Annotated in this window: 11 protein-coding genes; 1 reads left to right on the forward strand and 10 read right to left on the reverse strand. The window is 73.5% G+C overall.

Translation table 11 applies throughout. The features are described from left to right. Positions 1 to 29 precede the first annotated feature (29 nt). The 5 genes from HW130_RS17845 to HW130_RS17865 form a co-directional block, all read right to left on the reverse strand. On the reverse strand, positions 30 to 245 hold the full coding sequence (locus HW130_RS17845; protein WP_177150605.1) for a hypothetical protein: 216 nt from the start codon (positions 243 to 245) through the stop codon (positions 30 to 32). A 97-nt stretch (positions 246 to 342) separates the two neighbouring features. Next, on the reverse strand, positions 343 to 666 hold the full coding sequence (locus HW130_RS17850) for a hypothetical protein (RefSeq protein ID WP_177150606.1): 324 nt from the start codon (positions 664 to 666) through the stop codon (positions 343 to 345). Next, entirely contained in the window at positions 663 to 1,031 is a 369-nt protein-coding gene (locus HW130_RS17855; protein WP_177150607.1) for a WhiB family transcriptional regulator, read from the reverse strand. Before HW130_RS17855 ends, HW130_RS17850 begins: the two co-directional genes overlap by 4 nt. Before the next feature lie 169 nt (positions 1,032 to 1,200). Then, positions 1,201 to 1,527, reverse strand: a complete 327-nt coding sequence (locus tag HW130_RS17860) for a hypothetical protein (protein ID WP_177150608.1) — start codon at positions 1,525 to 1,527, stop codon at positions 1,201 to 1,203. 163 nt (positions 1,528 to 1,690) lie between these two features. Then, positions 1,691 to 3,865: an ATP-dependent DNA helicase UvrD2 gene (locus HW130_RS17865; protein ID WP_177150609.1), complete on the reverse strand. Its 2,175-nt coding sequence runs from the start codon at positions 3,863 to 3,865 to the stop codon at positions 1,691 to 1,693. Positions 3,866 to 4,092: 227 nt separating this feature from the next. Between HW130_RS17865 and HW130_RS17870 the strand changes: the two genes are divergently transcribed. Further along, positions 4,093 to 4,335, forward strand: a complete 243-nt coding sequence (locus HW130_RS17870; RefSeq protein ID WP_177150610.1) for a mycoredoxin — start codon at positions 4,093 to 4,095, stop codon at positions 4,333 to 4,335. A 207-nt stretch (positions 4,336 to 4,542) separates the two neighbouring features. Here the strand turns inward: HW130_RS17870 and nudC are convergent, their stop codons facing one another. The 5 genes from nudC to HW130_RS17895 form a co-directional block, all read right to left on the reverse strand. Further along, on the reverse strand, positions 4,543 to 5,499 hold the full coding sequence (gene nudC, locus HW130_RS17875; protein ID WP_177150611.1) for an NAD(+) diphosphatase: 957 nt from the start codon (positions 5,497 to 5,499) through the stop codon (positions 4,543 to 4,545). A 37-nt stretch (positions 5,500 to 5,536) separates the two neighbouring features. Next, positions 5,537 to 6,934 (reverse strand): dipeptidase, encoded by a 1,398-nt coding sequence (locus HW130_RS17880; protein ID WP_177150612.1) that lies wholly within the window; start codon positions 6,932 to 6,934, stop codon positions 5,537 to 5,539. A gap of 10 nt (positions 6,935 to 6,944) precedes the next feature. Beyond that, complete coding sequence (locus tag HW130_RS17885) at positions 6,945 to 10,565, reverse strand: ATP-dependent DNA helicase (RefSeq protein WP_177150613.1); 3,621 nt, start codon at positions 10,563 to 10,565, stop codon at positions 6,945 to 6,947. Positions 10,566 to 10,631: 66 nt separating this feature from the next. After that, positions 10,632 to 11,702: a hypothetical protein gene (locus tag HW130_RS17890; RefSeq protein WP_177150614.1), complete on the reverse strand. Its 1,071-nt coding sequence runs from the start codon at positions 11,700 to 11,702 to the stop codon at positions 10,632 to 10,634. A gap of 99 nt (positions 11,703 to 11,801) precedes the next feature. Continuing rightward, positions 11,802 to 15,671 carry a UvrD-helicase domain-containing protein gene (locus HW130_RS17895; RefSeq protein WP_177150615.1) on the reverse strand — a complete coding sequence of 1,290 codons (3,870 nt, stop codon included), beginning with the start codon at positions 15,669 to 15,671 and terminating at the stop codon, positions 11,802 to 11,804. Positions 15,672 to 15,727 lie beyond the last annotated feature (56 nt).

A 15,727-nucleotide genomic window follows, 5' to 3' on the forward strand; every position in this document is an offset into this window, starting at 1 on the left:
GCGCGGCGGCCGGGGGGCGGCGCGCGGTGTCACCACCAGGCCGAGTCGAGCCTGCCCTCGATCGCCCTGATATTGGCCCGTGCGCAGTCCTCGCACAGGTAGAGGCGGACTCCGTTCTCCACGGAAAAGGTCCAAGTCGCGGGCGTCCCCTCGGCGGTCGCACCGCATCTGGAGCACACGGTGCTCTCCGCGCCCGGTGCCTGTGCGCCCTGCTGTCCGGGCTGCGGCGTCTTGTCCTGGTCCACCTCGGCGACGATACCGCCGCCCCCGGCCGTCCGCGCCGGCAACGCACCGCGGGGGCCGGTCCGTTCGGACCGGCCCCCGCGGGGACAGCGTGTGCCGTCAGTTCATGACGGCCATGGCCAGTGCGCGGCGGGCGCGCATCGACACGCGCTCGGCGCGGCGCTGCATCCGCCGGGCGGCGACCAGGCGCACGGCCTGGCGTTCCGCATCGGCTTCGCGCCGGCGCTCGTGCATATGCGCACGAGCCAGGGCTTCTGGGATGAGTTGCATTTCGCGGGTCCTGTTCTGACGCGAGGCGTTCGCGCCGATGGTGGTGACAGCTGGGGTGGCGGAGCCTGACGGCTCGCTGGCGGGAGAGGTCATCGGGGCCTGCTTATGGGGATCGTGCGTGAGGGGTCGGTCGATGGTTCCTGCGGTGCTCATGCCGCGACCGGGTTCTTGCGCGGGCGACCACGCGGCCGCTTCCGGGCGACGACGACACCCTGGACGAAGAGCTCTCCGCCCCAGACGCCCCACGGCTCACGCCGCTCCTTGGCGCCGGCGAGGCAGGCCTCCATCAGCGGGCAGGTACGGCAGAGGGACTTGGCGTACTCGACGTCGGCCGGCGACTCGGCGAAGAAGACCTCCGGGTCGTAGGAGCGGCAGGGGACGGGTACGCCGAGGTTCTCGATGGCGTCGTCGAGCGCGGTCAGCGCGGTGAGGGGAGTCAAGGTGGAGTCCTCGGGAAGGGCGGGCGGGGAGATCGGCTGGGAAGGCGGTACGGACGGGGCGTGCGCTTCGAGTTGCACGGTGTGTTGTTCCTCGTCTGTCGTGCCGGCCGGTCGGCCGGTTGGCTGTTGGTACCGGGTGCTTCTGGTCCCGAGGCCCCTTCGCTCTGTCATCCCGCTGGGGAAAACAGAAGGGCCGCGGATCCCGGGTGGGGTTCCGCGGCCCTGAAGGCGCCGGCCTGATGCTGGATCAGGCTGGATCACTCCAGGGTTCGAGCCCACGGAAGGCCCACGTCGAGTGGTGATGCGTCGTCTGCTGCTGGGTCTTGGCACTGGCCGCCGCAAAGGCATAGGCCCGAGCCTCTGCCACTGCTACTCCTGCTTCCAGTGCCTTGGTCGGTCGCTCATTGCGCTCCAGGACGGGGAGACCGCCCAGGCCGGACACGGGAAGCGCGGCGAAGTCGCCGGACATACCGGTGCCGATGAACGCCGAGGAGAAGCCGAGCGAGCAGGCGGAGGCGGCCGAGCGATCGGTCATTTTGGCGGTGCTGACGAAGCTGGTCTTGATGCTGATCACTGGAATCGCCTCCTCTCGGCGTCTCGGGGACCGGGCGAGCCGGTCGCGGTATTCGGATAAGTACAGCACGAGGACAGGGCTTCAGAGAAGCCGCCGTTCGCGTGGTTAAGAACCTATGGGGCTTGCCTAGGCGGGCGCAAACTATTTTTTCGACGAGTTTGCATCAGTCCTCCTCGTCGGCCTCCATCGGCTCCTCACCTGCGCAGATGGCCAGGACATCGGTGCCGAAGCGCTCCAGCTTGCGGCCGCCGACCCCGGAGATGCCGGCCAACTCGCCCTCGGTGCCCGGAACCGCCTCGGCGATCGCCATCAGTGTCTTGTCGGTGAAGACGCAGTACGCGGGCTGGCCAAGCTCCTTGGCACGGTCGGAACGCCACTCGCGCAACCGCTCGTACAGGGCCTCGTCCATGTCCGAGGGGCAGTCCTCGCAGCGCATCAGCTTCATCTCACCGGCGTCGGTGAGGGTCTTGCCGCAGACCCGGCACAACACCGGCCCACGCCGCTTGCGCTTGCCACCGCTGCCGCGCTCGACACCGCCCGTGCCACCGGCCCCGCGGCTGCCGGGCGCGGCCGATCCGGGACGCAGGCCGTTCAGGAAACGGCTCGGGCGGCGGGAGGCGCGGCCGCCCGGCGCGCGGGACAGCGCCCAGGACAGGCACAGGTGGAGCCGGGCGCGGGTGACGCCCACGTAGAGCAGCCGGCGCTCCTCCTCGACCTGCTCGTCGGTCTTGGCGTAGGTGATCGGCATCATGCCCTCGGTCAGGCCGACCAGGAACACCGCGTCCCACTCCAGGCCCTTGGCCGAGTGCAGGGAGGCGAGGGTGACGCCCTGGACCGTGGGGGCGTGCTGAGCGGCGGCGCGCTCGTCGAGCTCGGTGACGAGATTCGCGAGCGTGGCGCCGGGCTTGGCGCGGGCGAAGTCCTCGGCGAGGCGGACCAGTGCCGCGAGGGACTCCCAGCGGTCGCGCACCGCGCCCGATCCCGCGGGCGGCTCGGTCGTCCAGCCCTTCGTGGAGAGGACGGCCCGGACCTGGGAGGGCAGGTCCTCCGCGTCGTCGAGCAAGGAGTCGTTGCCCCCCGCCCGGGCGGCGCCGCGCAGGGCGACCCCGGCCTCGCGGACCTCCTGGCGCTCGAAGAAGCGCTCCGCGCCGCGCAGCTGGTACGGGACGCCCGCGTCGGCCAAGGCCTGCTCGTAGACCTCGGACTGGGCGTTGATCCGGTAGAGAACGGCGATCTCGCCGGCCGGCACGCCCGCGGCGATCAGATCGCGGATGCGGCGGGCCGTGCCTTCGGCCTCGGCGGGCTCGTCCCCGTACTCGACGTAGGCGGGCTCGGGGCCGGGATCGCGCTGGGAGACCAGCTCGAGACGGTGCTCGGCGGCGCGGCCGCGGGCCTGGCCGAGCAGTCCGTTGGCCAGGTGCACGACCTGGGGTGTGGAGCGGTAGTCGCGGACCAGCTTGACCACGGTCGCGTCGGGGTGGCGGGTGCGGAAGTTCAGCAGGTGGTCGGGGGTGGCGCCGGTGAACGAGTAGATCGTCTGGCTGGCGTCGCCGACCACGCACAGGCTGTCCCGGTCCCCGAGCCACAGATCCAGCAGGCGCTGCTGGAGCGGGCTCACGTCCTGGTACTCGTCGACCACGAAGTGCTGGTACTGGCGGCGGACCTGCTCGGCGATGTCGTGCCGGTCCTGGAGGATGCCGACCGTGAGCAGCAGCACGTCCTCGAAGTCGATGGCCGCGCGGTCGCGCTTGAGCTGCTCGTACATCGCGTAGATCTGGCTGATTTCCGCCGGGTCGCGCGGAGCCTCCCGCAGGGACTTGGCGACCTCGGCCGGGTAGTCGGCGGGCACGGTCTGGGTGACCTTGGCCCACTCGATCTCGCTGGTCACGTCCCGCAGCTCGTTCCGGTCGAGGCGAACGCGGCAGCGAGCGGCGGCCTCGGCGACCAGCTGGATCTTGCGCTCCAGAAGCCGGGGCAGGTCGCCGCCGACGGCTTTCGGCCAGAAGTACTGCAGCTGGCGCAGGGCCGCGGAGTGGAAGGTGCGGGCCTGGACGCCGCCGGCGCCGAGCTGGCGCAGCCGGCCCCGCATCTCCCCGGCCGCACGGTTGGTGAAGGTGACCGCGAGCACGCTGGCGGGCTGGAGTATCCCCGCGCGGACGCCGTACGCGATGCGGTGGGTGATCGCGCGCGTCTTGCCCGTGCCGGCGCCGGCCAGCACGCACACCGGGCCGTGCAGGGCGGTCGCCACCTCGCGCTGCTCGGGGTCGAGCCCGTCGAGCACCGCGTCGGCCGACTCGGGGACCTGCGGGAAAAGAGAGGAGTGCGTTGCTGCTGTCACCCCGCCATGCTGCCAGGTCCCGGGAGACGGGTGCGGCGGTTGTCCACAGGGACCGGGTATTCGTCGTACGAACCGGCACAGGCCGCGTGCCCGCCGGCACGGCTTTGCGGACCTGGCATCGGCGCCCACCGGCACCGTCGTCCGCAGGCTCGGGAATCGCAGGGCCGGTCGCTTACGTTCTAGGGCGAGGTGAACACGCACCCGCGAGCTGAGGAGCACGAGAGACGATGCAGGGCACTGTGACGATGTACAGCACCACCTGGTGCGGATACTGCCGCCGCCTGAAGAGCCAGATGGACCGTGAGGGCATCGCGTACACCGAGGTCAACATCGAGCTGGACCCGGAGTCGGCGGCCTTCGTCGAGAAGGCCAACGGCGGCAACCAGACCGTGCCGACCGTCCTGTTCCCGGACGGTTCCACGCTGACGAACCCGTCGCTGGCCCAGGTCAAGCAGAAGATCGGCGCCTAGGGTCTTTCGTTTGGACCAGGCCGGATCAGTGAGCGGGGGCTGGTGCGTGCGATCGCAAGGCGGAGGAGGGAGACAATGGCGGAGCCATGGCGACCGACGACAACGCGGCGAGCGTGCGTGCCAGGGCCCGCGAGCCCGGCATGATCCAAACGAGAGGCCCTAGCACGTCCCCGTGCCCGGCCGCGCGCGACAGCCGGGGCCGGACCGTCAGAGCACATCCCCGGGCCTGGGCAGCGGCTTGCCGTACCAGAGCTCGATGAGGCGGGCCGCGATCGAGATCCCGTACGGAGGCAGCACCTCCCCGGACTCGAACGCGGCCCGCAGGTCCTCCCGGGAGAACCAGCGCGCCTCGTGGATCTCCTCGCCGTCCACGGTGATCTCCGACGAGGTCGCCTGTGCGGTGAAGCCGAGCATCAGGCTGGAGGGGAAGGGCCAGGGCTGGCTGGCGACGTACTGCACGTCACCGACGGTGACGCCCACCTCCTCGCGCACCTCGCGCCGCACGGACTGCTCGATCGACTCGCCGGGCTCCACGAAGCCCGCGAGCGTCGAGAAACGGCCCTCGGGCCAGTGCACCTGGCGGCCGAGCAGGGCACGGTCCTCGTCGTCCGTGACGAGCATGATCACGGCAGGGTCGGTCCTCGGGTAGTGCTCGGCGCCGCACGCCTGGCAGCGGCGGATGTGCCCCGCCGCCGCGATGACCGTGCGCTCGCCGCAGCGCGAGCAGAAGCGGTGCAGCCGCTGCCAGTTCTCCAGCGCCACCGCGTGCACCAGCAGCCCCGCGTCCCGCGGGCTGAGCAGCAGGCCCGCCTCGCGCAGCCCCGCGGGCCGGGCCGACTGGTCCATGCGGCCGGGCAGCGAGTCCTTCTGGAGGGCGAAGTAACGCACCCCGTCCTCGTCCGTGCCGAGGAAGTAGCGGTGGGTCTCGGTGACCGGTGCCTCGAAGGCGGGGGTCATGACCAGCTCGGTGCGGCCGTCTGTACTGTCGGCGGGTTCGTCGATCAGCGCCTGGCCGCCGGAGACGACGAAGACCCGGGTCGTGGGGTGGCTCCATGCCGCAGCGAGCCATGCCTCGTCGAGACGGTTGTGCGCTTCGCGGTCGATGCCGCTCGGCGCGGTCAGGGCGATGGGGCGGTCTGCGGCGGCGTAGCTGTCGGTGCTCACGGTGTTCTTCCAACTCCCCCGGGTGATCGGTGTCGGTTCAGCGAAGTGCGGCGGCCAGGTCGCCCCACAGGTGGGCGGAGGCTTCCACGCCCTTGACGAGGAGGTCCAGCTCGACCTTCTCGTCGGGTGCGTGCCAGCCGTCGGACGGTACGGAGATGCCGAGGAACAGGACGGGGGCGTCGAGAACGTCCTGGAGGTCGGCGGCCGGGCCGGAACCTCCCTCGCGGGTGAAGCGGATCTTCTCGCCGTCGAAGGCGCGGCCCATGGCCCAGACGACCGACCGCAGGGCCGGGTGGTCCAGCGGTGTCAGGCACGGGCGGGTGGCGGCGCCGAAGACGATCTCGTGGCGGATCCCGGCGGGGACGCGGGCGGCGACCCAGTCGGCGACGGCCCGCTCGATCTTGTCCGGCTGCTGCCCGGCCACCAGCCGGAACGACAGCTTCACGAAGGCCGACGACGGGACGATCGTCTTGCCGCCGGCGCCCTGGTAGCCGCCGCCGATGCCGTTGACCTCGGCGGTCGGGCGGGCCCAGATGCGCTCCAGCGTGGTGTACCCGGCCTCGCCGAGCGTTCCGTGGGACTTGGCGGTGCGCAACCAGGACTCCTCGTCGAAGGGGAGCTCGGCGAACAGCTCCCGCTCGGCGTCGCCCAGCGGCGCGACGCCGTCGTAGAAGCCGGGGACCGTGACCCGCTCGTCCTCGTCGTGCAGGGCGGCGACGATGCGGGCGGCGACCGTGGCCGGATTGGGGACGGCGCCGCCGAACGAACCGGAGTGGATGTCCTGGTCGGGGCCGTACAGAGTGATCTCGCAGTCGGCGAGGCCGCGCATGCCGGTGCAGACCGTGGGCGTCGTCTCGGACCACATGCCGGTGTCGGAGACGATCACGGCGTCGGCCGCGAGGCGGTGCGCGTGCTCCTCGACGAGGGCACGGAAGTGGGGAGAACCCGACTCCTCCTCGCCCTCGACGATCAGCTTGAGGTTGACGGCGGGTGCCGTGCGGCCGGTGGCGGCGAGGTGCGCGCGTACGCCGAGGGTGTGGAAGAACACCTGGCCCTTGTCGTCGGCGGCGCCCCGCGCGTACAGGCGGCCGTTCTCGATCACCGGCTCGAACGGGTCGGTGCGCCAGCCGTCCTCGCGGGCCGCGGGCTGCACGTCGTGGTGACCGTAGACCAGCACGGTGGGCGCGTCCGGGTCGCTGGACGGCCACTCGGCGAACACGGCGGGAGCACCCGGCGTCGGCCAGACCTCGGTGACGGGGAAGCCGGTCTCCGCGAGCTTGGCCGCGAGCCACTCGGCGCTGCGCCGTACGTCGTCGTCGTGGTCGGGCTGCGCCGACACGGACGGGATCCGCAGCCACTCGACGAGGTCGTCGACGAAGGCGGTGCGGTGCTGCTCGATGTACGTACGGACAGCGCTGTCCGGGGTCTCGCTCATGCTCCTGAGCCTAACGGGCCACCGGCTCCGGCTCGCCGGCCGTCCCACCCAGCAGGATGCGCTCCAGCCCCGCGCGGTCGGGGAGCGTGCCGGGTCGGACGACTTCCCCGCTGCGGACGAAGACGAACGCGGCGGAGACGGCGTCCAGCGGGACGCCCTGCTGCTCCGCCCAGGCGAGGCGGTAGACCGCGAGCTGGAGAGGGTCGGCGGCGCCGTCGCGGGCGGTCTTCCAGTCGACGATCTCGTACGTGTGCTCCCCGGTGCGGTACACCGCGTCGATACGGCCCCGTACGACGCGGCCCGCGAGGGTGATCTGGAACGACGCCTCGACCCGGTACGGGGTGCGGCGGGCGTACTCGGTGCGCTCGAACGCGTCCTTGAGCGCGGCGAGGTCCTGCTCGTCGGCGATGTCGTGCACGTCGGCGGCGGCTCCGGGGGCGCCCGGGGTCCCGGGGAGGTCGTCCGGGCCGAGCATGGGCAGCGGCAGCTCCTCGAACCGCGACTCCACCCAGGCGTGGAACCGGGTGCCGCGCCGCGCGGCGGGCTGCGGTGGCCGGGGCATGGGGCGGGCGAGGTCGTGGGCGAAGCCGTCGGGGTCGGCGGCGAGACGCAGGAGCTGCGAGGCGGACAGGGACCGCGGCAGCAGGACGTCACGGGTGGAGGCGCGGGTGCGGCGGAGCTCGCCGGTGAGCGCGTCGAGGTCGCGGTCCCAGGAGGCGACGGTGCGGGCGTCCTCGGGGGTGAGGTCCCCCGCCTCGTCCCTTCCCCGAACCGGGGGCAGGCCCCCGGACCCCCGGCGCGGCAGGCCGTCGAACGCGGGGGCCGACGCCCTCACGCCCCGGGTCGCGTCCGCTGCACGGCGCGAGGGCAGGGCGGCCGCCGGTCCGCCGGACTCGCCATGCGACGCGGGCGGCGCGATGGCTCCGTCGCCGGAATCATGGGGCGCGGGCGTGTGCTCGGGCGACCGGTCCTGCTGGTGAGGGACGAGCGGCGCAGTGTCCATGTCGTCGTAGGGGGGCTCGTCGTAGAGGGGCTCGTCGTAGAGGGGCTCCTCCTCGTCGGCCGGGGGCTCCTCGGGCCACTCTCCGTCGTCGGGCGCGTCCGGACCGGCCGGGTCAGCGGCAGGCGTGGGCGGTGCCGCCGCGAGGGACGCCATGTGGGTGAGCACCGTCTCCGCCGCCTCACGGCGGCGGGACAGGGACGCCGGGTCCAGAGGCAGCGGCCAGGCGTGGTCCGCGTCCGCCGCCCGCAGCGCCGGGTTCTCCGCGTCCTCCTCGGGCTCCTCCGCCCAGGCCTCGATCTCGCCGTGGCCCTGCACGCAGTGCTCGTACAGCGCCTGGAGGAACGCCGAAGGGCCCCGGCGGCGCTTCTGGCTGGGGCCCCACCAGTGCGCCGAGCCGAGGAGGAGGGAGCGGGGCCGGGTGAAGGTCACGTACCCCAGGCGCAGTTCCTCCGTGTACTGGTGGTCCTTCATCGACTCCTTGAACGCCTTCAGGCCCCGCGCGTCCCACGACTGCACGTCCGGGAGCGTGTCCGCGTCACCCCGCAGCGCGTGCGGGAGCACCTTGGCCTGCGAGGTCCAGGACTCGCGCGCCTGGTCGTTCGGGAAGTGCCTGGCGACGAGGCCCGGCACGGCGACGACGTCCCATTCGAGGCCCTTCGACTTGTGGGCGGTCAGCACCTTGACGGTGTTCTCGCCGCCCGGGAGGGCGTTGTCCAGGCCCTTCTCGTACTGCGCGGCGGTCCGCAGGAAGCCGAGGAAGGCCAGCAGCGTCGCCTCGCCGTCCAGCGCGGCGAACCCGGCCGCGACGTCCATGAAGTTGGCGAGGGTCTCGCGCCGGCGTGCCGCGAGGGCGTGCGGGGATGCGGACAGCTCCACCTCGAGTCCGGTGGCGGACAGCACCCGGTGCAGGACGTCCATCAGCGGATCCGCCAGCGCCCTCCGCAGATCGCGCAGCTCGGCCGCGAGACGGGCGAACCGCACCCGCGCATCGGCCGAGAAGGGCAGGCCGTCGTCCTCCCTGCCGCCCGGCTCCAGGAAGGTGTCCAGGGCGTCGGCCAGCGAGACGACCTCGGCCGGGTCGGTGCCCTCGACCGCCGCCGCGAGGCGCTGGTCGGGGTCGTCGTCGGCGCCGGTCCGGTGCACCAGCAGCCGTGCCCGGCGGCCCAGCAGCGCGAGGTCGCGCGGCCCGATCCGCCAGCGCGGACCGGTCAGGAGGCGTACGAGCGAGGCGTTGGCGCCCGGGTCCTGGAGGACCTCGCACACGGCGACCAGGTCGGCGACCTCCGGCAGGTGCAGCAGCCCGGACAGGCCCACCACCTCGACGGGGACGTCACGGGCGACCAGCGCCGCCTGGATCTCGGGGAAGTCGCCGGCCGTACGGCACAGGACCGCGATCTCGCCGGGCTCCTTGCCGGTGCGCACCAGGTGGGCGATCGAGTCGGCGAGCCAGTCGATCTCCTCGGCGTGCGTGGGCAGCAGGGCACAGCGGACGAGGCCGTCCCGCTCGGCGCCGGGCGCGGGCCGCAGCGCCTCCACCCCCTCGTGCATCGCGCGCAGCGGAGCCGCCAGGTCGTTGGCCAGGTGCAGCAGCCTGCCTCCGCTGCGGCGGTTCTCGCTGAGCGAGAAGCGGGCGGCGGGGCTGCCGTCGGAGAACGGGAAGTGGAGCGGGAAGTCGTCCAGGTTGGCCACGGACGCACCGCGCCAGCCGTAGATCGCCTGGCAGGGGTCGCCGACCGCGGTGACGGCGTGCCCCGTGCCCTGCCCGAACAGCCCGGACAGCAGCAGCCGCTGCGCGACCGACGTGTCCTGGTACTCGTCGAGCAGGACGACCCGGAACTGGTCCCGCAGGATCGTGCCGACCTCGGGCCGGGTGAGCGCCAGCTCGGCGGAGAGCGCGATCTGGTCGCCGAAGTCGAGCAGATCGCGCTCGCGCTTGGCAGCCCGGTAGCGGACGGTCAGATCCAGCAGTTCGCGGCGGGCCGCTGCCGCCTCGGGGACCTTGCGGAGGTCGGCGTTGCTCAGCTTGGCGGTCTCCAGGACGCCCAGCAGTTCCGTGTCGTACGCCGCGAGCCGCTCGGGGCGCACCAGATGCTCGGCGAGCTCCGCGTCGAGCGCGAGGACGTCGCTGACGAGCGAGGGGAAGGACCGGGTGAGCGCCGGGTACGGGCCCGGTGCCTCACGCAGCACGCGCGCGGCGAGCTGGTAGCGCGTGGCGTCGGCGAGGAGCCGCGCCGACGGCTCGAGCCCTATGCGCAGGCCGTGGTCGGTCAGCAGCTGTCCGGCGAAGGCGTGGTACGTCGAGATGCGGGGCTCGCCCGGAGGGTTGTCGGGGTCGATCGCGTCCGGGTCCGTCACCCCCGCCCGTACGAGCGCGGTCCGGACGCGCTCGGCGAGCTCGCCCGCCGCCTTGTTGGTGAACGTGAGGCCGAGGACCTGCTCGGGTGCGACCTGGCCGGTGCCGACCAGCCACACCACGCGCGCCGCCATCACCGTCGTCTTCCCCGAGCCGGCACCGGCCACGATGACCTGCGGGGCGGGCGGCGCGGTGATGCAGGCCGTCTGCTCCGGGGTGAACGGGATGCCGAGGAGCTCCTTGAGCTGCTCGGGGTCGGTGATGCGTGCGGTCACCTCAAAGAGGCTAATGGGGACCACCGACAGCGGCGGTCTCGCCTGGGCCGGGAGCGGAGGCGAGGGTCAGGGCGTGGTCGCACCGTCGCCCCCGCCCCCGCCCTCGCCCTCGCCCTCGCCCTCGCCCTCGCCGTAACCGGAACCGGTGTCTGTGCCGGGGCGGGTGTCCGCAGCGGATCCGGAGTCGGTGTCGTCCGCATCCGTGCCGGCGGCCCGGCCCGCCCCCTCGGTGCCGGTGTCGCCGGCAGCGCCGCCCGTACCGGTTGCCGCGCCCGGTCCCGCAGACTCGACGTCCGCGCCCGTCCCCGTGCCGAACTGTGTGTTGCCGCCGAGCTGCCCCAGGTCGAGGACCTCGTTCGCAGGAGGCGCCTTGACCTTCACGGGCCTGTCGAAGTCGGACAGCGCGACCGTGCCCGGTTCGCTGCCGCCCGTCTTGACGACCTTCCGCAGGTACGGCTTGCCCTCCTTCGCCACGTACACGGTCGTCGTCTCCCGGCCCTTCTTCTTCACGAGGGTCACCACGGGTACGCCGTCGATCTCGCTGTCCTTGCCGAGCGTCATGCCCGTACGATCCGCCTTTTCCTCGTCCAGCTCGGCGAGCATCTCGTCGAGGTCGCACACGCCCCGCATCTCCTCGACGGCGCTGGACGGCATCTTGATCCAGCGGCCCTTCATCAGCTCGATCACGGTGTCGCTGGTATCGCCGTCCGGCGAGGCGGAGGCGCGGCGGTTCAACGAGGCGCGCCAGAACGCCTCGTCACCCTTCATGTACAGCACCTCGCCGAGCCTGCGGAGGTCGGCGCGACCGCTCTCGATGCCCAGGCGGCCCGTGCAGTTGGCCTTCGCGTCCATGGCGAGGTCGACCGACACCCGTTCCCCGTCGTCGGCCCCGATCGCGCCTTTCATGCGCAGCGACGAGGCCGCCTTCGTCGTCTTCACCGCCTTCTCGGCGATCTGATCGGCACTCAGGCCCTTCAGGGAGTCACCTGTCGCACCCGTCGTCGCGGCGACCGGCACCCGGCCTTCGCCCGCCGCGTGCCCGGCCTCGACGCCGCCGTCCTGGGAACAGCCCGCCAGTGCGGCGATCGCGCTCACGCACGCGATCGCCATGGTCGGGGACTTTCTCGTGGCCGCCATGTGTCGCTCCTCGAAGATCCGCCTGCCGCAGCCCGTACCGGCTGCTGTGGACCTTCATTGGATGCAGGCAAAGGGAGTAAATGCCGACAAGAACACCGATCATTCCACTATTTGGCGGCCCTCCGGCCGAGCGCTGCACGAGGCGCGGAACGCGCAGTGCGTGCAGTGCTGGCCGGTCGACGGCGTGAAACGCTCGTCGAGCACCCGGCCGGCGGCTGTGGCCAGCAGTTCGCCGACCCACTCCCCCGAGAGTGCCTCCTGCGCCTGCACCTTGGGCAGTGCGTCGCCGCCCTCCTTCTTGGCGGCGGGCTGGCGCAGCTGGACGAGCTCGGCGCCGCCGGGCTCCGGTCTGCGCCCGTCGAAGACCTCGTCGACGGCGCCCTCGCGGACGGCCAGCTGGTACACGGCGAGCTGGGGGTGACGGGCGACCTCGTCCCGGGTGGGCGACTGCTTGCCGGTCTTGAAGTCCACGACGTAGGCGCGGCCCTGGGCGTCCTGTTCGACGCGGTCCATGGAGCCGCGGATGCGCACCTCGTACTCCCCCGCCTCCAGGGCCACGTCGAAGTCGTGCTCGGTCGCCGCGGGGGTCCGTCCGCCGCGGTCCATGACGTGCCAGCGCAGGAAGCGTTCGAGCGCCACGCGCGCGTGCTCCTTCTCCTGCTTCGACTTCCAGGGCGCGTCGAAGACGAGGGCGTCCCAGACGGAGTCGAGCCGTTCCATGAGGACGGCGAGGTCGGCGGGGCTGCGGCCGGACGCGACCTCGTCGGCGAGGACGTGGACGACGTTGCCGAAGCCCTGGGCGGCGGTGGCCGGTGAGTCCGCCTTGACCTCGCGTCCCAGGAACCACTGGAGCGCGCAGGTGTTGGCGAGCTGGTCCAGGGCGCTGCCCGAGAGGGTGACGGGCCGGTCCCGGTCACGCAGCGGTACGGCGCTGTGCGTGGGGTCGAACATGCCCCACCAGCGGTACGGGTGCGCCGACGGCACCAGGGGCTGGCCCTCGTCGTCGGTGAGCGCCGCGAGCCGGGCGAGACGGCGGGCGGCGGCGTCGCGCAGCTCCGGGGAGGCGTCCGGGTCCACGGTGGTGGCCCGCAGCTCGGCGACGAGCGGGGCGACGGCGAGGGGGCGGCGGGGGCGGCCGGTGACGTCGCGGGGCTCGGTGCCGAGCTCCGTGAGGAAGCGGGAGGGCTGGTCGCCGTCGTCGGCGGGGGCCTTGACGGCGGTGACGACGAGCCGGTCGCGGGCGCGCGTGGCGGCGACGTAGAAGAGACGGCGCTCCTCGGCGAGGAGCGCGCCGGGGGTGAGGGGCTCGGCGAGGCCGTCGCGTCCGATGCGGTCGGCCTCCAGGAGCGAACCGCGGCGGCGCAGGTCCGGCCACAGGCCCTCCTGTACGCCGGCGACGACGACGAGACTCCACTCGAGGCCCTTGGAGCGGTGCGCGGTCATCAGCCGTACGGCGTCGGGGCGGACCTGTCTGCGGGAGAGGGTGTCGGCGGCGATGTCCTGGGCGTCGAGCTCCTCGATGAAGTTGAGCGCGCCGCGACCGCCGGTGCGTTCCTCGGCGCGTGCGGCGGTCTCGAAGAGGGCGCAGACGGCGTCGAGGTCGCGGTCGGCGTTGCGGCCGGCCGCGCCGCCGCGGAAGGCCGCGCGCTCCAGGCGCTGCGGCCAGGAGGTGCCGTCCCACAGAAGCCACAGCGCCTCTTCGGCGGTGCCGCCGCCTTCGAGCAGCTCCCGGGCCTTGCGCAGCAGGGCGCCGAGCCGCTGGGCGCCGCGGGCGTAGGCGGGATCGTGCGCGACGAGGCGCTCGGGCTCGGCGAGCGCGCGGGCGATGAGCTGGTCGGAGGGAGGCGGCAGGCGGTTGCCCCCGGCCCGCTCCTCGTCGCGCAGGGCGCGGCCGAGGCGCCGGAGGTCGGCGGAGTCCATGCCGCCGAGCGGCGAGGTGAGCAGGCTGAGCGCGGTCTCGGTGTCGAGCCACGAGCCGACTTCGCCGGGGCCGCCGTCGCCCTCGGCGTGGGGGTCGTCACCGGATGAGGCCCCAGCCCCTTCGGCGTGGGAGCCGTCACCGGCCGCCGGCCCGTCGCCCGCGCCCTCCGCCTGCGGGGCGTCACCGCCGGGGACGGGTGCTTCCCCGGCGCATACGGGCTCCCTCGCGTCCGCCCCGGCCCTCTCCGGACCACCGGAACCGCCCACCACCGCTTCCGCCCGCGGCGCACCGCCGCTGACGGCGGGCACAGCAGCGGCCGCTCCGCCCGCGCCCTCGGCGTGGGGGTCGTCATCAGGCACCGGCACGCCCTCGGCGACGGCTCCCAGCCCATCTGCGTCCGGCGCGTCCGCAGCGGGGGCGTCCGCGTCCGGCGCGTCCGCAGCGGGGGCGTCCGCGTCCGGCGCGTCCGCAGCGGGGGCGTCCGCGTCCGGCGCGTCCGCAGCGGGGGCGTCCGCGTCCGGCGCGTCCGCAGCGGGGGCGTCCGCGTCCGGCGCGTCCGCAGCGGGGGCGTCCGCGTCCGGCGCGTCCGCAGCGGGGGCGGGCGACGCGGCAGCCGCGTCCGTGTCGGCCGGTGCGCGGTCGGCGGCCGGGCCGCGAGCCGCCACCGTCGCCGCCGCTCGGAGCGCCGTCAGGAGCGGGGCCACCGCCGGTTCGTGGCGCAGCGGGATGTCGTCGCCGTCGACCTCCAGGGGGACGCCCGCCGACGTCAGGGCCCGCCGCAGGGACGGAATCGTGCGGCCGCCCGCGCGGACCAGGACCGCCATCTCGTGCCAGGGCACCCCGTCCTCGAGGTGGGCGCGGCGCAGGATGTCCGCGATGTTGTCGAGCTCCGTGGACGCCGTCGGGTAGGTGTACGCCTCCACCCGGCCGCCCTCCCGGACCGCCGCCAGGTCGCGGTGCGCCCGGACCTTGTCCGCCGGGAGCCTGGTCAGCGGCATGCGGCGGGTCAGCAGGCGCGTCGCCTCCAGGAGCACGGCCCCGCTGCGCCGGGACGTCGTGAGCACGGCGACGTCCGACGGCCTGCCGTCCGCGTGCCGGAAGGCGTCGGGAAAGTCGAGGATGCCGTTCACATCGGCCCCGCGGAAGGCGTAGACGGACTGGTCCGGGTCGCCGAAGGCGACCAGCGTGCGGCCACCGCCCGCGAGCGCCCGCAGCAGCCGCACCTGTGCCGGGTCGGTGTCCTGGTACTCGTCCACGAACACCGCGTCGTACGGAAGGTCCCTGGGCGACAGCACGCTCTCCGCCAGCAGCACCGCGCGGTGGACCAGCTCCGCGTAGTCGAGTACGCCCTGCATGTCGAGCACGTCGAGGTACTCGGCCAGGAAGGCCGCCGCCGCGCCCCAGTCGGGACGGCCGGTACGGGCAGCGAAGCGCGACAGGGCGTCCGGTCCCAGTCCGAGCTCGCGGCTGCGCGCCAGCACCGCCCGCACCTCGTCGGCGAAACCGCGCGTGGTGAGGCAGGCCCGCAGCTCGTCGGGCCAGCGCACCCCGGCCATCCCGTGGCGCTCCAGGTCGATCTGGCCGGCGAGCAGTTCGCGTACGGCGAGGTCCTGCTCCGGTCCGGACAGCAGCCGCAACGGCTCGGAGAACAGGTCGGCGTCCTGGTGGGCCCGCACGAGGGCGTAGCAGAAGGAGTGGAACGTGGTCGCCTGCGGCCCGTGCGCCCCTTCGAGCCGCAGCGCCATGCGGTCGCGCAGCTCGACCGCGGCCTTGCGGCTGAAGGTGAGCACGAGCAGGCGCGCCGGGTCCGCGCCCCGGGCGATCCGCGCGGTGACCGCCTCCACCAGCGTGGTCGTCTTTCCCGTGCCCGGCCCGGCCAGGACGAGCAGCGGCCCGTGGCCGTGGTCAACCACGGCGCGCTGCGCCGCGTCCAGGTGAGGGGGTTCCACGGGGACCGGCGGGGTGCGCACCAGTCGGTACGCGCCCGGGGCCCTCCGGCGCACCTGGTGCGGGTACGCCGGACGCCCGGTTGTGGAGGAGGAACTCACGTGGATCGCCGGTCCTGGTGGGTGTGCTGATGAGGAGAGTGCGGCGCGGGCCGCGC

This window comes from Streptomyces sp. PKU-EA00015, assembly GCF_013387495.1.
In the GTDB taxonomy this organism is placed as follows: domain Bacteria; phylum Actinomycetota; class Actinomycetes; order Streptomycetales; family Streptomycetaceae; genus Streptomyces.

Coding starts and splice junctions, on each gene's coding strand:
- HW130_RS17850 (WP_177150606.1), bottom strand. CDS start 666: ATGAGCACCGCAGGAACCATCGACCGACCCCTCACGCACGATCCCCAT.
- HW130_RS17870 (WP_177150610.1), top strand. CDS start 4,093: ATGCAGGGCACTGTGACGATGTACAGCACCACCTGGTGCGGATACTGC.
- HW130_RS17880 (WP_177150612.1), bottom strand. CDS start 6,934: ATGAGCGAGACCCCGGACAGCGCTGTCCGTACGTACATCGAGCAGCAC.
- HW130_RS17890 (WP_177150614.1), bottom strand. CDS start 11,702: ATGGCGGCCACGAGAAAGTCCCCGACCATGGCGATCGCGTGCGTGAGC.